Below are 17,778 nucleotides of genomic sequence, written 5' to 3' on the forward strand. Positions count from 1 at the left end.
GCGCTCGACGGACTCGGTGCGCCGGTACCTATTAGGCTGCGGGTATGGCTACAGCAGCGCAATGGATCGAGGGCGCACGGCCCCGCACCCTGCCGAACGCGATCGCCCCTGTCATTGCCGGTACCGGCGCCGCCGCGTCCATCGATGGCGCGGTGTGGTGGAAAGCGATTCTCGCGCTGCTGGTTTCGCTGGCACTGATCATCGGCGTGAATTATGCCAACGACTACTCCGACGGCATCCGCGGCACCGATGACGTGCGGGTCGGCCCGCTGCGGCTGGTCGGGCAGAAGCTCGCCTCGCCCGCCGCGGTCCGCAACGCCGCAATCATCAGTCTGGCCATCGGCGCGGTGTTCGGTCTGGTGCTCGTCGCGCTGTCGGCTTGGTGGCTGATTCTCGTCGGCGCCGCCTGCCTGGCGGGTGCGTGGTATTACACCGGCGGTAGCAAGCCCTACGGCTACAGCGGATTCGGCGAGATCGCGGTGTTCGTGTTCTTCGGTCTGATCGGTGTGCTCGGCACCCAGTTCGTGCAGGCCGACCGGATCGACTGGGCCGGTGTGGTGCTCGCCGTCGCGGTCGGCTCGTTCTCCAGCGCGGTGCTGGTAGCGAACAACCTGCGCGATATCCCGACAGATACCGAATCCGGGAAGGTGACCCTTGCGGTCAAGCTGGGCGACCCGCGCACCCGCACCCTGCACCTGGCGATGCTGGCGATCCCGTTCCTCGCCACGCTGATCCTGGTGGCCAGGACACCGTGGGCGCTGGTCGGACTGGTCGCGATCCCGCTCGCGGTCCGCGCCAACGCGCCGGTGCGCTCCGGCAAGGGCGGGCTGGAACTCATTCCAGCCCTCCGCGATTCGGGCCTTGCACTGCTGGTCTGGTCCGCGGCGAGCGCGCTCGCCCTGGGGATTGCGGGCTGAGCGGAGCTCTAACCTGCGCTCGGCCGAGCGCGAGGCTGCCGACGGGTCTCCTCCGGCGGTAGCCGTCAGTCGCCCCGAGATTTCAGCGCGGCGCGTTAGTCGTCGCCGTCGGGGACCAGGATTCCCAGCACCCAGTTGACCACCGAGATGATGACGCCGCCCCAGACGGCGGCCCAGAAGCCGTCGACGCGCAGACCGTACTCGGTGGTTTCGGTGATCTTTGCGGTGAGCCACAGCATCAGTGCATTGATCACCAGGAGGAACAGGCCGAGGGTGAGGATCACCAGCGGCAGCGACAGTAGTTTGACGATCGGCTTGACCAGTGCGTTTATCACGGTGAAGATCGCGGCGATCACCAGCACGGTGATGATCTTCTGCGTCGTACTGTTGTCGGGACTTAGGATCTCGATCTTGTCGACCCATGCCGCGGCCAGCCAGATGGCAACACCGTTGATGATCAACCGAATCAGAAGCTGCATGGCCCAATGCTAGGCCCGGCGGGCGCGCGGGTGCTGCCCCACAACGCGAATTGTGGTGCCAGCACCCACACACCGGGTCAGGCGGCACGATCGAGGAGGGCGAGCACCTTCGGTCGAAGTTCGGCGATCGCTCCGGAACCGCCGAGCAAACGGGTGGTAGTGGCATTGGGGGCACGCAGGATCCCGAGCAGCAGGTGCGTGGATTCGATGGTCTTGTCCTTGCGGGCGAGGGCTTCGCGCAGCGACAACTCCACTACCTTCTTCGCGTCACGAGCGAAGGGAATGTGCCCGAAGTTGCCGCCGCGACCCCAGCCGAACGGTCCGAGCCGCTGCTGCTCCGGCGTCACCCGGTCGAGCGCGTCCTCTCCGAAGTTGGCCTCCAGGCTTTCGCGCACCGCATCGAGGTCGATGCCGATGGAACGCAACGCCTCGGCGTCCTCTTCGCCGAGCGGCTGACTCTTGTCCGGCTGCGCCAGGTTGCTGCGCACCCCATCGTGGGTGATGCCGGCCTCGGCCAGCAGTTCCTGTAACTCCTGCTCGCCTTGCGACAGCACGCCGAGCAGCACATGCTCCACGTCGATGGTCGAGGACCGCAGCTCACGGGCGTCCTCCTGCGCCGTCACGATGGCCGTTCGGGCCGCCCTACTGAACCGTTCGAACATCAGCGATTTCCGCCTCTCCGAGAGTGTTTGTGATGGACCGCCTGCTTGCTGACCTCGAGCGCCTCCGCGATCTGCTGCCATGACCAGCCCTGTCCCCTGGCATTGGCCACTTGGATCGCTTCGAGGCGTTCGAGCAGCCGACGTAGTGCGAGCACCGCGCGCAGCCCGACCTTGGGGTCGGGGCTGCCTGCGGCGGCCGCCAGTGTGGTTGCCTCAGTCATGTCGTCAATTTTTATTGACAACATCGGTTCTGTCAATAAAAATTGACAATCGGCGGCGTCGGACACCGGCAGTTCACTATTGGAGAAACAGACAACCCCGCCGGCCGAGGCAGCTCGGGTGGCGGGGTTGCGAGAACAAGACCGGAAGGGAACGCGGCGTTATCCGCTCCAGACGCCGGTGCTGTGGAACTTGTCCAGAATCGCCGCGGGCTCGGCCAGGCCCATCCCCTGAGCCACAACCCACTCGTCGTTGAAATACGTTCCGGCATAACGATCTCCGCCGTCACAGAGCAACGTCACCACACTGCCGGAGCGCCCAGCGGCGATCATCTCGGCAATGAGGGCGAAGGCACCCCACAGATTCGTCCCGGTGGAACCGCCCACCCGGCGGCCGATTACGCCGCTGGCGTGCCGTGCGGTCGCGATGGACGCGGCATCGGGAACCTCGATCATGCGATCGACCACCTGGCCGACGAACGACGGCTCCACCCGCGGACGGCCGATTCCCTCGATGCGCGAAGACATTCCGGTCTCGTAGCCCACGTCACCGGTTTCGTAGCCGCCGTAGAACGCGGAGTTCTCCGGGTCGACGACGGCCAGCTTCGTCGCATGCCTGCGGTAGCGGATATAGCGGCCGATGGTGGCACTGGTGCCGCCGGTGCCCGCGCCGACGACGATCCAGTCCGGCACCGGGTTGGTCTCCAAAGCCATTTGCTCGAAGACGGATTCGGCGATGTTGTTGTTGCCACGCCAGTCGGTGGCCCGCTCGGCGTGGGTGAACTGGTCCATGTAGTGGCCGCCGCATTCGGCAGCGAGCCGGGCCGCCTCGGTGTACATGTCCGGGGGTCGCTGCACGAAATGACAACGGCCGCCCTGTGCTTCGATGAGCGCGATCTTCTGCGGCGAGGTGCTCGCCGGCATCACCGCGACGAAATCCAGCCCGAGCAGCTTGGCGAAATACGCCTCGCTCACCGCGGTCGAACCGGACGACGCCTCGACCACCGTGGTGCCCTCGCCGACCCAGCCGTTGCAAATCGCATACAGGAAAAGGGATCTCGCGAGCCGATGCTTGAGACTGCCGGTGATGTGGGTGGATTCGTCCTTCAGGTACAGCTGGACGCGCCATTCGCCGGGCAGCGGGTAGCGCAGCAGATGGGTGTCGGCGCTGCGCTGGGTGTCGGCGTCGATCAACCGCACGGCATTGTCGACCCAGTCGCGCGGGGTGCTGCGGTCGCACTGCTTCATGCGGACGTGCCCCCGTCTTTGTCCTCGTCCGGGGTCTCGCCGCGCAGCCTGGCCCGCAACTGCGCCTTGTCCCTGCGGCGCTTCTCGTCCACCAGCGCGATGTCCTCGTTGACGCGAGTGCGCAGCTTCTTGAACAGCGTCAGCGACAGCGGCATGGCGATGAGCAGCGCGAACAGGGCGGCGACCACCAGTGGAATGTCCACCGACACCAGCCGGGCGATCCCGACGATCGCCACCGTGATGACGACGACCAGACCCAGCCTCGCGAGGGTGTAGAGCGCCAGATTGCGGGCCAGCCGTCGGCCGGCGCCAGCGGGTTGCTGTCCGGTTGCACCTTCCGGTGGAGTTGCGTCACTCACGTCGATCAGCCTATGCGAAGCTATCGGCCGCCTTCGGCGAGACCTCGTACCGAAGGCGGATGGCGTATCCGATTTGTCTATTACTTCCCCTTTACCAACTGTAGGTGGTTCGACTACGTAGGGGTCGCAGTGCAACGATGGCGCCACTGATGAGGGAACTGTCGAGAACGGAGAGGTTTGCTATGACTGCGCTTACCGTCGGCGGCCAGGACACCCTGCTGACACCGGGCCAAGTGGCCGCCATGTTCCACGTCGATCCAAAGACCGTCACCCGCTGGGCCCACGCCGGGCGTCTCGGGTCGCTGCGCACGCCGGGCGGACATCGCCGGTTCCGTGAGTCCGAAGTTCTGCAACTACTCAGGTCGTTGACCACAGAGGCCACCAGCACCGCGGTCAACGCGCACTGACCCGCAGGCCCCGCTCGGGCCCGCTGCCCAGGGGCCCGTGCAAGGCTGTCGCACCAATTTCGCATCACCGGTGTCCGAAGACTTCGTACGCGGCTACCCTCGATACCAGGAGGTGAGCGACGTGACGTACCTGTTGGCACTCATCGCAGTTGTGGCTGTCGCGGTGTTGTGCTGGAAGGCGTTCGGCCCGGAGAAGTCGGATCCGACCACCCCACCCACGCGGTCACCACAGCGCAAGCACATCAAGGGTCCCGACGACGACCCCGAATTCCTGTGGCGGCTGTCCCGACAGCACCGCGACGGCGACTCGGGTCCCACCGAGCGCTGAGAATCGCGCGCTGGAGTTCGTCCCCGCGCGGCGGTAGTTTTGCGTCGATCCGGAGACCGACTCGGAATCCACGAGCCCATGTCTCGTCAGCGACTTCGGCGCGGCGCCCCGAGGTACCGGGGATAGATCACCCCACGCCACCGATCCGACAACCGTTGCGCGGGTAACCCAACACTCCCGCACACCGGATGTTCGTCGGTCGGAATCCGCTTACTCACCGACACCGCGAGCCCACGCCGCCTCGGATCGAGGCACGCCGCCCTGGATCAGGGCTCACCCCGGACGACCGCGCCCATGGCATCCACGAACGACTGTCCGCCCATGATGTAGCCGCCGGCGATCGCGCCGACCAGCAGGCCGATCGGGCCGGTGATGATGCTGAAGAAACCGAGGCCGACCACGGCGCCGATCAGACCACCGATCAGGCCGCCCGCGACCAGGCCGACGACGTTCTTGTTGAGCTCGGTGACAAACCTGGCCATGGAGCTGATGGACTGCATCTCGCCGATGTTCTTGGCGCTCACTTGCGGTGTGAGAGCAAGCTTTCGGCCGTTGTCACTGATTTCGTGTGCGACCGCCATCCGGCTTCCGGAGATGTCGAAGGCCAGCGGCACCTCGGCGACCACCGCGCCGCTTGCGGATTTCAACGCAACCTTTGCACCGTTATCGACAAGCTCGAAGGCGCCGCCGTCTACGGCAGTGGTGATCACGCCTGCGACATCGGAGAGGACGGTACGGTAGCTGATTCCTTGCTCGACGCCCGATGTCGAAACCTCTCGGATGACCTCTTCCGCAGGCTTCGCATTAACCGTTCCCGCAGCGATTCCCACCGCAGCAACGGCTAAAACAGTGGTGGCGGCGAACATGCCGAACTTCATTCAGGTGTTTCCTTCTCACGAGACCTCCGGCTCGTGCAGCCGGATGACGTGTACAGCGACAGTATCTTGTTGCCATACATGGCAATAGATATGCCTACCGTAGGCCATCGTTGCCCCATCGTGACCTGGTCGTTCGACCAATGTCCCGGTTTTGCGAAGGTTGTGTCACCGAGCGAAATATGATGCCGGACAACAACTCGACGCGCACCCGCCGGATAGTGTATGCATTGCGTGATCTGCAAACTGCAAGTTTCACAACTTCGAACCTCGGCGGGGTATGTTCGAAGCGCAACAGCTCTGGAGGATCTCACGTGTCGCGCCAACGTATCCGTGCCGCTGTCGTACTGACGGTCTTCGTTGCTGCGACCGCGTTGACGGCAGCCCTCGTCGCAATGATCGCGGTGTCGATGAACGATCACGATCCCGATGTCAAAGAGCAGGCGCAAGCCAACGAAAGCACAAGCACCGCAGCCACATCGGCGGCACCGTCCATCGAAGAGTTCCCGTTGACGACCCCGCCGCCCACTACCGTTGGAGCTCGCGGCGAGACCGGCAAACAGCTCATTCGGCTGCAGGTGAATCCTGGCGACTGCGTGGAAATCACCGGCGCGGGCGACACCACCACCCTCGGCAAAGCCGCCTGCGGCAGCGGAAGCTCCACCTACAAGGTCATCGATAAAACTGCCCAGTGCCCGCGCGACGCCGACCGTACCTTCCAGCAAACCCCGGAATCCGCCCTCTGCCTGGACATCGACTGGGTGGTAGGCGGCTGCATGGAACTGGTCCCCAACGAATCGAAACGCATCGACTGCGCCGCCCGAGGCACCCCCAACGGCGGGCGCGTGGTGGAGATCAAACACAACACCGTCGACGTCAACCGCTGCTCGAAGGGTGACCGCGGAATCGTCTACCAAGAGCGCAAATTCGTCGTCTGCGTCGCCCGCATGTGAGGATGCTGCCCGTTCGCTCGCCGGCGGTGCCGCGTGTTCGACACTGCTCGGGTGGGCCGATCCACGACGCAACGAGCCCGCATAACCGTGATACCGCAGGCGAAGACTAGTTCGTCCTGGTAGCAGGTCCGGATTTGCTCGATGGGCCACCCGGCGCGCCGACGATTACGGTATGCGGGTGGGTATCGAGATGACCTTGCTGTCGGGAGTGGCGCTGCGCGATCAGGAGATCAGCGGCGCGCGGACGCGCGGGTTGCTCGCTCTGCTGGCAATGGATTTACGCAACGGGTCCAGCGCCGCTCGGCTGATCGCCGGGGTGTGGCCCGAGGACGCGCCCGAGAATCCAGCCAAGGCGTTGCAGGTGCTGGTGTCGCGGACGCGATCGCAGCTGGGCGCCGACCTTATCGCGAGCACGCCTACCGGGTATCGGCTGGCGCTGAGTCCGGAGCAGATCGACGCGACAGCGCTGGAAGTGCACGCGGCGGCAGCGCAACGCCATGCCAGGGCAGCTCACCACGTGGCGGCACTCGATCAGGCAGCGGCCGGACTCACGCTGTGGAACGGGGTCGTCGAGCACGCCTCGGGCGCGGATCCGTTGTCCGAGTTGCGCATTGCCAAGCAGCCCGCCTATCGGACCCTGCTGATCGTGTTCGCGTTGGCGTTGTCCCGGTTGGGCAGGTACGCCGAAGCCGTCGGGCCGCTGACCGACGCCGCGACGAGCGAGCCACGCAACGAGGAGGTGCTGGCCGAGCTGTTGCGGGCGGAGGCCGACACCGCGGGGCCCGCCGCCGCGCTCGCCCGATACGACGACTACCGGCGGATGTTGCGCGACGAGCTCGGCGCGGATCCGGGCACCGTGCTCCAGACGATTCATAAACAGCTGCTGAGGGCGAACGAACCTGTGGTTCGCCACGGCATCCTGCACGATCCGAACCCGTTGCTCGGCCGCGAAACAGACATCGCGGTGGTGACCGCGCTGCTGCGGTCCGCGCGAGTCGTCTCTCTCGTCGGCCCCGGCGGCCTCGGCAAGACTCGCATGGCCCATGCCGTCGGCAGGCTGGCCGAGCAGCGGGTAGTGCATCTGGTCCCGCTCGCCGGTGTCGAGGACGACGGCATGGTCGCCACCGAGGTGGCCGGTGCGCTGGGGGCGGGTGATGCGTCGCAGGCCGGGCCATCGACTGGCAACAGCGTCATCTCCGCCATCGCCAAATCGTTGGGGTCCGGTCCCACCCTGCTGATCCTGGACAACTGCGAGCAGGTTCTCGAGGGAGTCAGCGCACTGGTCGGTCCGCTGGTGTCACTGGTAGCAGACCTGCGCATCCTCGTCACCAGCCGGGCGCCGCTGGGATTGACCTCGGAGGCGGTTCATCTGCTTCCTGAGCTGGCGGCGGCGACGGCGGCCGAGTTGTTCGGGCAGCGCGCCCGCGCGGTGCGGCCGGACATCGCGCTGCCGCCGGCCGAGGTGGCGGCACTATGCGCCCAGCTGGACGGGCTGCCATTGGCCATCGAGCTGGCGGCGGCGCGGGTGCGGGTGATGTCGATCGCCGAGATCTCGGGCCGATTGGTCGACCGGTTCGCGCTGCTGCGCAGCGGCTCCCGCGATGCGCCACAACGTCATCGGACGCTGCATGCGGTGGTCGATTGGAGCTGGAACCTGCTCGACGAGCAAGCGCAGGCGGCGATGCGGTTGTTGTCGGTCTTTCCCAACGGATTCACCGCTATGGCGGCGCACCGACTGCTCAGCGGCGACTCGGGCGACACAGACGGCCTGGATGAAACATTGGAGATGCTCGAGCATCTGGTCGACCATTCGTTGATCCAGATCACCGAGGTGGGCTCGGGCACCCGGTTCCGGATGCTGGAGACCGTCAGGGATTTCGGTGCGGCTCGGCGGGCCGATGCGGGTGAGGGCGAGCGTGCGTTGGCAGGGTTCCTGGCCTGGGCACGCGAATTCGGTGTCGGCGCCAACGAGATCGCCTTCACCGACCAAGGGGAAAACAACCCCGTGCGCGCCGAGCAGGACAACCTGGTGCGGGCCCTGCGGCTCGGGCTGGATCGGTCGGACGGGCCGACGGTCGCCGCCACCTGGGCGGCGTTGGGTGCCTGGTGGTACGTCGGATCCCACTATGCGCGGATCGTGGAGCTGGTGGGCGAATGTGCCTGGGTGCTCTCGCATTACCGGCCCGAACCCGACTATGTGGAGGTGACCCGAACGGCGGCGACCGTCTGCGCGTTGAGTGCCGTCACCCAGAGTGGTTTCGAGCTGCGATCGATGCTGGTGTTGCGCCGCCTGCCCGCGGCGCCGCCGGACACCCTGGTGCGCGCCGTTGCGGTGATTTTCCGCGCTGGACCCGAGCTGCTCGGTCCGGACTCCGCCGCACTGGATCGGCTGTGCGCTAGTGATCAACCGCTGCTCGCCGGCGTTGCCCACCTCGTCGCGAGCTTCCGCGCGGAGCAGACAGGTGACCGCGACGAGGCACTCGCGGCGACCCGGCGGATGCTCGCCGCCTTCGAGCGCACGTCGAATACCTGGATGCGGTTCCAGGCGCGTTGCCGGATCGGCAAACTCGCGCTGCTGTCGGAGCAGGGGGAGCTGGCGCGGCAGCAGGTGGAACGAGCGCTGCGGCAGCTCGTGGACCATGGGCCGAGACCGGATCGCGTCGATCTGATCGTCGGGCTGGTAATGGCGTCACTGCAGCTCGGGGATATCGAAGGTGCCGAGCAATGGTTGGCGCAGGTTGCCGACCATGCCGACCCGTTCGCGCAACCGTACAAGGTGATTGCCGATGCCGAAATTCGGCTCGCCCGCGGCGATATCGACGATGGTCTGCGGCGCTGGCGCAGGATTGCCGAGCTGGTAGCGAGCACCTCGCATCCCTTCTACCGTCCCGATCCGCGCGGTGTGCAGGTGTGGGCGTTGGAGGCTCGGTCGGCGATGGTCCTGGCACACGCCTACCACGGCCGGCTGGATCTGGTCGGCGCTCTCGTCGAAGATCTGCCCTGGCAGGTGACCGCGTTACTGGAGCATCCGGTGACCCAGCCGGGCGGCTATCTGGCGGAGCTGACAGCCTGTGGCGCAGTTCTTTTGGCATTGGCCATGGTGGAAATCGACCGCGGCCTGACGGCAGACGGCGCCCGCCTGATCGCGCTGGCCGAACGGTTCGATCCACCGCGGCAGATCCATCCGACCATGTCGAGTAAGCGAGCCAGAGAGTGCGCCGCAAACGCAGATGAGGCGGCGTATGTCGAGGGTGTCTCGACATACGCCGCCCTGGACGTACTCGGCTTGCGTTCCGCCGCCCTTGCCGCACTGCGGAAACGGATGGCCTGATGGGCACAGCCGCTTAGCGGCCGGGCTCGCGGTTCAGCAGCTGCTTCGCGCCGAAGAAGCTCGCGGCGGTGATGGCCAGGCACCAGGCGATGGCGATCCACGCGCTGTTGCCGATAGCCGTGCCCATCAGCAGTCCGCGCAGCGACTCCATGACGGGGGTGAACGGCTGATGCTCAGCGATCCAGCCCAGCCAGGACGGCATCGAGTCGGTGGGAACGAACCCGCTGCCGAAGAAGGGCAGCAGCATCAACAGCATGGGCAGGTTGCTCGCGGTCTCCACGCTATCGCTGACCAGGCCCATGAGGACGGCAACCCAGGTGATCGCCATGATCAGCAGGGACAGGATGCCCACTGCGGCAAGCCATTCGGCCGGGCTCGCGGTGGGACGGAAACCGATGACCACGGCGACCGCAATGACCGTCGCGACGCTGAGCAGGGTCTGCACCACGCTGCCGACGACATGCCCGGTCAGCAGGGATGGCCGGAAGATCGCCATGGTGCGGAACCTCGCCACGATGCCCTGGGTCATATCGGTGCAGACCGACACCGCGGTGGCCGTCGCCGCACCCGCCACGGTCAGCAGCAGGATGCCAGGGGTCACGTAGTTGACGTAGTCGGCGCGACCGCCCGAGCTGCCGAGTCCGGCGCCGAGGGTGCCACCGAAGACGTAGACGAACAGCAGGAGAAACACGACCGGCGAGATGATCAGCGGCAAGGTCATCGACGGATAGCGCACGATGTGCAGCAGGCTGCGGCGCACCATCATCATCGAGTCGGTCACGGCGTACTTCATGGTGGTGCTCATCGCACGGACTCCTTCGGCTTGCCGGTGAGGGCGAGGAAAACATCATCGAGATCGGGGGTGTGTACAGAGAGTTCGGCTGCGTGGATCGACGCGGCTTTCAGCTTGTCCAGCAGGGCGTGCAGCGAATCGACGCCGCCATCGCTGGGCACCTGTAGCGTCAGCTCGTCCTCGTCGCGGGCGAGGACGCCGAACATCTGCGCGGCGAGGGCCAGGGCACGCGGCTCGGTGAACCGCAGGTTGATGTGGCCGCCCGGGACCAGGCGCTTGAGCTCCTCCGGGGTGCCTTCGGCGACCACCTTGCCGCCATCGATCAGCGCGATCCGGTCGGCCAGCTGGTCGGCCTCCTCCAGGTACTGCGTGGTGAGGAAGACGGTGGTGCCGCCCGCGACCAACTCGCGGACCAACCGCCAGACCGAGCGACGGCTGCGCGGGTCGAGCCCGGTGGTCGGCTCGTCGAGGAAGAGCACCTGCGGGTCGCCGACCAGACCCATCGCGATGTCGAGCCGGCGGCGCATGCCGCCGGAGTAGGTCGATGCCGGTTTCTTCGCGGCGTCCACCAGGTCGAATTGCTCGATCAGCGTAGCGATTCGGCGTTTGCGCTCGGCCCGGCCGAGATGGTGCAGTGTCGCCATCATCGCCAGGTTCTCCTCGCCGGTGAGGAGGTTGTCCACCGCGGCGAACTGACCGGTGACGCCGATCGCGGCGCGAACCGCATCGGGTTCGCGGGTGACGTCGTGGCCTGCGACCCGCAGTTCGCCGTCATCGGCACCGATCAGTGTCGAAAGGATCTGCACCGTGGTGGTTTTCCCGGCCCCGTTCGGGCCGAGCAACGAAAAGATGGTCCCGGCAGGCACATTCAGATCGATGCCGTCGAGCACCTGGTGATCACCGTAGGACTTGCGCAGTCCGGTGACCGTGATCGCCGGTGGGCGGGGGCTGGCCATCATGTCTTTCTCCTCGAATCCGCGACCCCGTGGTCGCTGTCGAGATAAAGAATGCGCCCGCCCGGATTCACCGCGGTTGCATCGCGGTTTCACGAGGTTGCGCTGGTCAGCGCAGCGAATACAGCCCGGTGAAACCCGGAACCGCACCAGTGCCGCGTGCCGAGCCAGATCGACCAGATCGCGGCCACGTGTGAACACCTGTACCTGGAACTGTGATCGATACTGGCAGGCCCGGTCAGCGACGTAACTACCGTTGACGTCTGGTCAATTTCTCTTCGCCCGGCACGAGTTCCAAAGCGGCGCAGTGTTTTGGAACTACCTGACGGAAATGACGGTGATCAAGTGTTGCCACCCTCTTGATCCCGAACCGTTCCGCGATGGCAATGACCTACGCGTCTGCCGCACCGAGCGGGAAACTTCCGTACTGGACTACAAGGTCTGCCATGCGCGCATAGTCGGCGGGGAGGAGTTGTTCAACCTAGAGTTCTTCGGCCGCCAAAGAACGGAGGAAACCGGCCTCGGCTTGTGTGCCGAGCTTGGCGAGCATGTAGCAGACTTCGGTGACTATGGTCGAGGGAACAATCAGCGGGCCCCGCTCTTGGCTCGAGGCGGCGTAACAAGCCGAGTGCTCACTGTCGTGCTTGTTGGCGATTGCGAGAAGCGGCCCGGTGTCACAAATGATCACTCACGGCCGCCGAGGTCACGCCACAACACTTCCTGGGACGTGGAAACGAAGTCGGGTTCGGCCTCGACTGTCCCAGCGAACGAGAGACATCTGGATTCGGTCGCTGCTTCCCGGTCTGTGACCGGCTGACCGTGGCTGGCCACCAAGCGAAGCACAGCAGGTCGCAGATCCTGCTGCTCCTCTTCGGTCAATAGACCGACGAGGTCGCGGAGGTTCATGTCATCGAAGGCCGCGGTCATGCTCCTCAGGGTGCCGTTCGACCTCCTGCGAAGCAGCAGCGAAATCGCTCAGTTCAGGCCCGCGTACGAGTGCAACCCCGAGATCACGATGTTGATGATGAAGAGGTTGAACAGCATCGCGACGAATCCTGCGATGTTGATCCACGCAGCCTTGGTATCGCGCCAGCCGGAGGTCGCTCGGGCGTGCAGATACGCAGCGTAGAGAACCCAGGCGATGAAGGAGCAAGTCTCCTTCGGGTCCCAGCCCCAGAACCGCCCCCACGCAGCTTCGGCCCAGATCGCGCCGAGGATGACCCCCGCGCCGAAGAGGGGGAAGCCGATAATGGTGGTTTTGTAGGCGAGGCCGTCGAGGGCGCGGGCGTCGGGGAGGCGGCGGGCGATGGTGCCGAGGATGGTGGCGGATTCTTGGCCCTCGGGCTGGCGCAGGCGGAAGAGGAACAGCAGGCTGGCTATGCCGGAGACGAGGAACACGCCGCTGCCGATGCTGACGATGGTGACGTGGATGGGCAGCCAGAACGATTTGAGGGCGGGGACGACGGGGGCAGCGTCGGCGTAGAGCATGGTGCCCGCGAGGAACATCAGGATCAGGATCGGGACGAGCAGGAAGACCCACATGGCCCGGTAACGCTGTTCACGCAGGAAGAGGATGCCGACGACGGCGGCCGCCGCGGTCGCCATGGTGACGAACTCGTACATGTTGCCGAGCGGGAAGCGGTGGGTCGCGAAGCCGCGCAACACGATCGAGGCCACGTGCAGTGCGATCGCGACGACGAGCACCGAGAACGCCATATTGCCTGCGCGCTCCGCGAGCGGCTTGGCCTGCGGCGTCTCGATGCGGCCGGGGACGGCGGGTCGGTCTGCGCCGGAACCGCCCGCGGTGACGAGCTCACGCTCGACGACCTGCAGCGTCCGCGCCGAGGCGTACTGCACGATGAGCAGTACCAGCACCAGGGCGTACACAACGATCGCCGACTTGAAGGCGAGATCGCTGTAGTGCGCGATGTTCTCGTCGATCGGCATGGTCACTCTCCCGTGTTCTCGGTGCCGGACTGCTGATCCAGCAGGCGCGCACGCAATGTGTCGAACTCGCCACCCCAGCCGGCCTGATCGGTCCGCGCGAGCCCGCCCATTTCTACTACGGTGCGTCGTTGGTCAACGGTACCGGCTTCGGCATCGGCGGGGTACACGCGGATCCAGACGCGCCGCCGCTTCACCAGCAGCGAAACGAGCAGCCCCGCCATCATGGCCAACGCGCTCACCAGCACCCACTGCTGCGTGGGATCGTGCGACACCTGCAAGTTCACGAATTCCTGTGCGCCGTCGAAGGTCACCTTGGCGCCGTTGGACAGGGTGGTGGATTCGCCGGGGCGCAGGTTCACCCTGGCCTCCTTGGTCAGCCTGCCCTGTTTGATCTGCTCGGAGTCGAGTGAGAACAGCGACTGCGGCTTTCCGGTGTCGAGGCCGGTGTCGCCGCGATAGACATCCACCGCGACGGCCGGATCGTTCATGACGGGGAACGACGAGGTCAGCAGGCTTCCGTGGAGCAGGGCGGTCGGCGCGAACAGGCCCTCCACGGCGATCTGATTCTTGCGGCGCTCGGCCTCGGTGGCGTACATGCCGCCGGGCGGATCGATCCGCAGCACTCCGCTGGACAGGAAGGTCCGGGCGTCCTCGGGTCGCCACTGGATGGTCTCTGTCCTGGTCTGCCCGTTCGGGAAGGTGACGGTGAACGTCGGCGCGAACCCGTGCCCTTGCAGGTACAGCCGGTCACCAGCGACACGCAGCGGGTGGTTCACCTGAATCGTGCTGGTGCGCCAGGTGTTGGTCTGGAGGTCGGCACCGGCCTGGTATTCGATATTCGAGGTGAACATCTCGGCCTGACCGTTCTGCAGGTAGTCGGCCTTGAAGTCCTTGACCCGCACACAGATCGGAGTCATGCCGGTGCCGTCGTTCACATTGCCCGCACGAAACGAGTCGAAAACCGCGGGCGAGGTGGTGCAGAAGCCGGGACCGTTGTTCGCGATGACGATAACGCTGCCCTCGTAACCGAACAGCTTGCCGACCGCGATGGCGACCAGCAGCCCGACCAGAGCCAGATGGAAGACGAGATTGCCCAGCTCGCGGGTGTACCCCTTCTCGGCCGAAAGAGTGATCTCCCCGTCCCGCCCGCTCTGCTCGATGCTTCGCTCGCCGGGCCCTGCGTGGTTGGGCAGGCTGCCGCCTCCGGGCCGGACGCTCCCACCGACGCGCACCTCGGTGCGCCAGCCGCGCAACTGCCGACGGGCATGCGCGATCACCTCGTCGGGAGACCGCTCGACGGTCTCGGCGTAGTGGTGCGGCAGCCTGGCCAGATTGCGCGGTGCGCGCACCGGCGGCGTGCGCAGCGCCCGGTAGTGATCGAACACGCGCGGCAGGATGCAGCCAACCAGCGAAATGAACAGCAGCACATAGATGGCCGTGAACCAGAAGCTGGAGAACACGTCGAACAGCTCGAACCGGTCCATCCACGGCCCGAGCGTCGGCCGGTCGGCGATGTACTGGGCGACCTTCTGCTCGTTGAGGCTGCGCTGCGGCAGCAATGCGCCGGGGATCGCGGCCAACGCGAGCAGGAATAGCAGCATCAACGCGGTGCGCATGCTGGTGAGCCCGCGCCAGGTGTTGCGCACCAGCGCCCACGCCCGACCCGGCAGCGACTGGCGCGGCGGAGTGTGCGGCGCCTCCGGTCTGTCGATCACGGTCATATCGGTAGCGTCACCTCGGAGACGAATGCGTCGCGAACCCAGGCGACGAACTGGTCCCACGCGCCGGTGACCAGCGCGATGCCGACCGCAACAAGCAGGATGCCCCCGATGATCTGGATGGTGCGGGAATTGCGGCGCAGCCACCCGACGCCGCGCAGCGCGCTCGCCGAACCGAAGGCGAGGATCACGAACGGCAGGCCGAGGCCCAGGCAGTAGGCAACGATCAGCGCCACCCCGCGCACCGCGGTCGTCCCGTCGGTGCCCGCGGACACCGCCATCACACCGGACAGGGTCGGCCCGAGGCACGGCGTCCAACCCAGCGCGAACACCGCGCCGAGCAGCGGCGCGCCCGCGATGCTGGTCAGCCTGCGCGGCTCCATCCTGGTGTCGCGCTGCAGCGCGGGCACCAGACCGATGAACACCAGGCCCATCAGAATGGTGACCACACCGCCGATGCGTTGCAGCAGTTCACGATTCACGTTCAGTGTCTGGATCACGCCGAAAACCGTCGCGGTAGCGAGCACGAACACCACGGTGAAGCCGGCGACGAACAAACCGGCCGCGCCCGCGACCCGCATCCGGCCACTGCGCGCCACCTGCGGTGCGGACACTACGGCCCGATCGGCAACCGCCACCGAACCGGACTTACCCCCGCGACCTTTGGCTTCGGCAGGGGTGACAGGCGGCGCCTCGGCACCGACCAGCCCAGCCAGATACGACAGATAGCCGGGTACCAACGGCACTACACACGGTGAAGCGAACGACACGAGTCCCGCCAGCATGCAGGCACCGAGCGCAAGCAGCAGCGGTCCGGTCGCCGCGGTCTGCTGGAACGACTCCCCCACTCCGGCAAGCACGATCACGCCGACTCCGCTCCTCGCGGATCGCCAGTGGTCGCCTGCTCGGCAGCCGGCACGGCGGAGACCGTCGGCGCATCGTCGCGCGCGACATCCCGCAAGGATTCCGCCGCGGCACTGCGCGGCACCATCGCGACACCGGCCCAGCGGTCATCGACCCGCCAGGTGCCACGGACGAGCCGGGCAGCCTGCCGCGGACGACAGGCGCGGCCGCCGCGCATCCGGCGATCGCGGTTCACGACTGCACCTCCTCGGCCTGCTCCGCGTCGCGGCGCATCGGCACCTGCCGTTCGGTGTCCGCCGGTGCCGGGTCGACCTCGGCCCAGCTGACATCCATCATCGATGCCGCCGCGGCGCTGCGCGGCACCGAGGCCACGCCCGCCCAGCGATCGTCGACGGTCCATGTTCCACGGATGAGTCGGGCGGCCTGCCGCGGGCGACAGGCGCGCGGGCTGCGGGTGCGGTTCACTGAGAGTCCTCTGTGGCGATACGTTCGAGTACGGGCTGGAGATCCTCGGCCAGGAGCGACCGGAGGAAGACGGCGGCGACACGGTGCTGACGATCCAGAACGAGCGTCGTCGGGATGACGCTGGTCGGGAAGTTGCCGCCGAGGGCGAGCAACGTGCGCATGGACGGGTCGTAGATCGACCGATAGCCGATCTTGTTGTCCACCACGAAATCCTGGGCCTTGTCCTGCTGCGGATCACGGACGTTGATGCCGAGGAAAACGACACCCTTGTCCTTGGTCGCCTCGTAGGCCTTTTCCAGGGCAGGAGCCTCGGCGCGGCACGGCCCGCACCACTGCCCCCAGAGATTGAGCACGACCACCTTGCCGGCGAAATCCTCGACCGAGGTGGTTTTGCCTGCGGTCATCAGGTCGGGGCCGGCCAGTGTGCCTATGGTGCCCCGTGCGCTCGGCGGGTCGTAGAAGATGTCGGTTTTGCCACCGGGTGAGACGAACTCGAAGGTGCCGCCGGAGGCCACCGCGTCTGTCCCGGTCGAGCAGCCGGCCAGCGCGGCAACGAAGCACACGCAGGCGACCAGGACCGGCGCGAGGCGCCGGGCCACGGGCCGAGAGAACACGGTGGCCGATCTCATGCGCCGTGCACCGTGGGGTCCGAACCGCCCGCAGGCTCGGAGTAAACGATGTCGACGAGCGTATCACCCTGGTACACAAGGGAAGTCAGTGAAGCGAGCGAGCACTGCCGGTGCCGGGGATCGTGCCAGAGCCGCTGCCCCTGCAGGAACCGGCGCAGCGTCCACACCGGTAGCTGATGGGAGACCAGCACGGCCTCGTGTCCGGCCGCCTCGACCCGCGCCTTGTTCACCGCTGCCAGCATCCGGTGCGCGATCTGCAGGTACGGCTCGCCCCAGGACGGCGTGAACGGATCGCGCAGCTTCCACCAGTGCCGCGGCTTGCGCAGTGCGCCGTCACCGACCGACACCCGCAGACCCTCGAAGGTGTTGCCCGCTTCGATGAGGTTCTCATCGGTCCGCACGATCAGGTCGTGCTGCGCGGCGATCGGCTCGGCGGTCTCCTGCGCGCGTTGCAACGGCGAGGCGATCACCAGCGAGATGTCGTGATCGGACAACGCCCGCGCGACCGCGCCGGCCTGCGCGCGTCCGGTCACCGAAAGCTGGAAGCCGGGCAGTCTGCCGTAGAGGATGCCCTTCGGGTTGTGCACCTCGCCGTGGCGCAGCACGTGCACGATGGTCTCGACGCCGGGATC

21 protein-coding genes are annotated in these 17,778 nt (G+C 66.4%); 5 read left to right on the forward strand and 16 right to left on the reverse strand.

Going from position 1 to position 17,778, the window contains the following annotated elements; all coding sequences use genetic code 11:
• The first annotated feature begins 44 nt into the window (after positions 1-44).
• Positions 45-917 (forward strand): 1,4-dihydroxy-2-naphthoate polyprenyltransferase, encoded by an 873-nt coding sequence (locus ACLMAL_RS09670; RefSeq protein WP_328406598.1) that lies wholly within the window; start codon positions 45-47, stop codon positions 915-917.
• Positions 918-1,012: 95 nt separating this feature from the next.
• Here the strand turns inward: ACLMAL_RS09670 and ACLMAL_RS09675 are convergent, their stop codons facing one another.
• From ACLMAL_RS09675 to ACLMAL_RS09695, 5 genes are all read right to left on the reverse strand, one after another.
• The gene (locus ACLMAL_RS09675) at positions 1,013-1,396 is read right to left on the reverse strand and encodes a phage holin family protein (RefSeq protein ID WP_406233631.1); all 384 of its coding nucleotides are present in this window, start codon (positions 1,394-1,396) and stop codon (positions 1,013-1,015) included.
• A gap of 77 nt (positions 1,397-1,473) precedes the next feature.
• A complete protein-coding gene (locus ACLMAL_RS09680) occupies positions 1,474-2,058 on the reverse strand; it encodes a Clp protease N-terminal domain-containing protein (protein WP_411998745.1) in 585 nt (194 codons plus the stop codon).
• Entirely contained in the window at positions 2,058-2,279 is a 222-nt protein-coding gene (locus ACLMAL_RS09685) for a helix-turn-helix domain-containing protein (RefSeq protein WP_328406601.1), read from the reverse strand. The genes ACLMAL_RS09680 and ACLMAL_RS09685 overlap by 1 nt, the downstream gene beginning before the upstream one ends.
• Positions 2,280-2,438: 159 nt before the next feature.
• Positions 2,439-3,524 carry a PLP-dependent cysteine synthase family protein gene (locus tag ACLMAL_RS09690; protein ID WP_406233636.1) on the reverse strand — a complete coding sequence of 362 codons (1,086 nt, stop codon included), beginning with the start codon at positions 3,522-3,524 and terminating at the stop codon, positions 2,439-2,441.
• On the reverse strand, positions 3,521-3,883 hold the full coding sequence (locus ACLMAL_RS09695; protein ID WP_411998746.1) for a DUF4229 domain-containing protein: 363 nt from the start codon (positions 3,881-3,883) through the stop codon (positions 3,521-3,523). Before ACLMAL_RS09695 ends, ACLMAL_RS09690 begins: the two co-directional genes overlap by 4 nt.
• A 182-nt stretch (positions 3,884-4,065) precedes the next feature.
• On the opposite strand from ACLMAL_RS09695, the gene ACLMAL_RS09700 reads away from it, so the two are divergent.
• Complete coding sequence (locus ACLMAL_RS09700) at positions 4,066-4,290, forward strand: BldC family transcriptional regulator (RefSeq protein ID WP_411998747.1); 225 nt, start codon at positions 4,066-4,068, stop codon at positions 4,288-4,290.
• A gap of 121 nt (positions 4,291-4,411) precedes the next feature.
• Positions 4,412-4,618, forward strand: a complete 207-nt coding sequence (locus ACLMAL_RS09705; protein ID WP_411998748.1) for a hypothetical protein — start codon at positions 4,412-4,414, stop codon at positions 4,616-4,618.
• A 266-nt stretch (positions 4,619-4,884) separates the two neighbouring features.
• On the opposite strand, the gene ACLMAL_RS09710 is transcribed toward ACLMAL_RS09705, so the two are convergent.
• On the reverse strand, positions 4,885-5,496 hold the full coding sequence (locus tag ACLMAL_RS09710) for a hypothetical protein (protein ID WP_328406607.1): 612 nt from the start codon (positions 5,494-5,496) through the stop codon (positions 4,885-4,887).
• Positions 5,497-5,675: 179 nt separating this feature from the next.
• Here ACLMAL_RS09710 and ACLMAL_RS09715 point away from each other — a divergent pair, with 179 nt between their 5' ends.
• Positions 5,676-6,446 carry a hypothetical protein gene (locus tag ACLMAL_RS09715; protein WP_411998749.1) on the forward strand — a complete coding sequence of 257 codons (771 nt, stop codon included), beginning with the start codon at positions 5,676-5,678 and terminating at the stop codon, positions 6,444-6,446.
• Between the two features lie 178 nt (positions 6,447-6,624).
• Entirely contained in the window at positions 6,625-9,777 is a 3,153-nt protein-coding gene (locus tag ACLMAL_RS09720) for an ATP-binding protein (RefSeq protein WP_411998750.1), read from the forward strand.
• A 13-nt stretch (positions 9,778-9,790) separates the two neighbouring features.
• On the opposite strand, the gene ACLMAL_RS09725 is transcribed toward ACLMAL_RS09720, so the two are convergent.
• The 10 genes from ACLMAL_RS09725 to ACLMAL_RS09770 all read right to left on the reverse strand — a co-directional run bounded on the left by ACLMAL_RS09725 (position 9,791) and on the right by ACLMAL_RS09770 (position 17,760).
• Positions 9,791-10,582: an ABC transporter permease gene (locus ACLMAL_RS09725; protein WP_328406610.1), complete on the reverse strand. Its 792-nt coding sequence runs from the start codon at positions 10,580-10,582 to the stop codon at positions 9,791-9,793.
• Positions 10,579-11,529: an ATP-binding cassette domain-containing protein gene (locus ACLMAL_RS09730; RefSeq protein WP_411998751.1), complete on the reverse strand. Its 951-nt coding sequence runs from the start codon at positions 11,527-11,529 to the stop codon at positions 10,579-10,581. The genes ACLMAL_RS09725 and ACLMAL_RS09730 overlap by 4 nt, the downstream gene beginning before the upstream one ends.
• A 678-nt stretch (positions 11,530-12,207) precedes the next feature.
• Entirely contained in the window at positions 12,208-12,450 is a 243-nt protein-coding gene (locus ACLMAL_RS09735; protein WP_411998752.1) for a hypothetical protein, read from the reverse strand.
• A 48-nt stretch (positions 12,451-12,498) separates the two neighbouring features.
• The gene (gene ccsB / locus ACLMAL_RS09740; RefSeq protein WP_328406614.1) at positions 12,499-13,470 is read right to left on the reverse strand and encodes a c-type cytochrome biogenesis protein CcsB; all 972 of its coding nucleotides are present in this window, start codon (positions 13,468-13,470) and stop codon (positions 12,499-12,501) included.
• Between the two features lie 2 nt (positions 13,471-13,472).
• Positions 13,473-15,191, reverse strand: coding sequence for a cytochrome c biogenesis protein ResB (locus tag ACLMAL_RS09745; protein WP_411998753.1), 1,719 nt, complete (start codon positions 15,189-15,191; stop codon positions 13,473-13,475).
• A complete protein-coding gene (locus ACLMAL_RS09750; protein WP_411998754.1) occupies positions 15,188-16,054 on the reverse strand; it encodes a cytochrome c biogenesis CcdA family protein in 867 nt (288 codons plus the stop codon). Before ACLMAL_RS09750 ends, ACLMAL_RS09745 begins: the two co-directional genes overlap by 4 nt.
• Complete coding sequence (locus tag ACLMAL_RS09755; protein ID WP_411998755.1) at positions 16,051-16,287, reverse strand: hypothetical protein; 237 nt, start codon at positions 16,285-16,287, stop codon at positions 16,051-16,053. Before ACLMAL_RS09755 ends, ACLMAL_RS09750 begins: the two co-directional genes overlap by 4 nt.
• Positions 16,284-16,517 (reverse strand): hypothetical protein, encoded by a 234-nt coding sequence (locus ACLMAL_RS09760; protein ID WP_411998756.1) that lies wholly within the window; start codon positions 16,515-16,517, stop codon positions 16,284-16,286. Before ACLMAL_RS09760 ends, ACLMAL_RS09755 begins: the two co-directional genes overlap by 4 nt.
• Complete coding sequence (locus tag ACLMAL_RS09765) at positions 16,514-17,146, reverse strand: TlpA disulfide reductase family protein (protein WP_328406619.1); 633 nt, start codon at positions 17,144-17,146, stop codon at positions 16,514-16,516. The genes ACLMAL_RS09760 and ACLMAL_RS09765 overlap by 4 nt, the downstream gene beginning before the upstream one ends.
• Positions 17,143-17,760 carry a histidine phosphatase family protein gene (locus ACLMAL_RS09770; protein ID WP_328412439.1) on the reverse strand — a complete coding sequence of 206 codons (618 nt, stop codon included), beginning with the start codon at positions 17,758-17,760 and terminating at the stop codon, positions 17,143-17,145. Before ACLMAL_RS09770 ends, ACLMAL_RS09765 begins: the two co-directional genes overlap by 4 nt.
• Positions 17,761-17,778: the final 18 nt, after the last annotated feature.

This window comes from Nocardia sp. CWNU-33 (assembly GCF_046764895.1).
In the GTDB taxonomy this organism is placed as follows: domain Bacteria; phylum Actinomycetota; class Actinomycetes; order Mycobacteriales; family Mycobacteriaceae; genus Nocardia.

What these genes read in the sequence shown, in the direction of transcription:
- ACLMAL_RS09670 (WP_328406598.1), top strand. Translation starts at nt 45, where the DNA reads ATGGCTACAGCAGCGCAATGGATCGAGGGCGCACGGCCCCGCACCCTG.
- ACLMAL_RS09675 (WP_406233631.1), bottom strand. Translation starts at nt 1,396, where the DNA reads ATGCAGCTTCTGATTCGGTTGATCATCAACGGTGTTGCCATCTGGCTG.
- ACLMAL_RS09680 (WP_411998745.1), bottom strand. Translation starts at nt 2,058, where the DNA reads ATGTTCGAACGGTTCAGTAGGGCGGCCCGAACGGCCATCGTGACGGCG.
- ACLMAL_RS09685 (WP_328406601.1), bottom strand. Translation starts at nt 2,279, where the DNA reads ATGACTGAGGCAACCACACTGGCGGCCGCCGCAGGCAGCCCCGACCCC.
- ACLMAL_RS09690 (WP_406233636.1), bottom strand. Translation starts at nt 3,524, where the DNA reads ATGAAGCAGTGCGACCGCAGCACCCCGCGCGACTGGGTCGACAATGCC.
- ACLMAL_RS09700 (WP_411998747.1), top strand. Translation starts at nt 4,066, where the DNA reads ATGACTGCGCTTACCGTCGGCGGCCAGGACACCCTGCTGACACCGGGC.
- ACLMAL_RS09710 (WP_328406607.1), bottom strand. Translation starts at nt 5,496, where the DNA reads ATGAAGTTCGGCATGTTCGCCGCCACCACTGTTTTAGCCGTTGCTGCG.
- ACLMAL_RS09715 (WP_411998749.1), top strand. Translation starts at nt 5,676, where the DNA reads ATGATGCCGGACAACAACTCGACGCGCACCCGCCGGATAGTGTATGCA.
- ACLMAL_RS09725 (WP_328406610.1), bottom strand. Translation starts at nt 10,582, where the DNA reads ATGAGCACCACCATGAAGTACGCCGTGACCGACTCGATGATGATGGTG.
- ACLMAL_RS09730 (WP_411998751.1), bottom strand. Translation starts at nt 11,529, where the DNA reads ATGATGGCCAGCCCCCGCCCACCGGCGATCACGGTCACCGGACTGCGC.
- ACLMAL_RS09735 (WP_411998752.1), bottom strand. Translation starts at nt 12,450, where the DNA reads ATGACCGCGGCCTTCGATGACATGAACCTCCGCGACCTCGTCGGTCTA.
- ccsB (WP_328406614.1), bottom strand. Translation starts at nt 13,470, where the DNA reads ATGCCGATCGACGAGAACATCGCGCACTACAGCGATCTCGCCTTCAAG.
- ACLMAL_RS09745 (WP_411998753.1), bottom strand. Translation starts at nt 15,191, where the DNA reads ATGACCGTGATCGACAGACCGGAGGCGCCGCACACTCCGCCGCGCCAG.
- ACLMAL_RS09765 (WP_328406619.1), bottom strand. Translation starts at nt 17,146, where the DNA reads ATGAGATCGGCCACCGTGTTCTCTCGGCCCGTGGCCCGGCGCCTCGCG.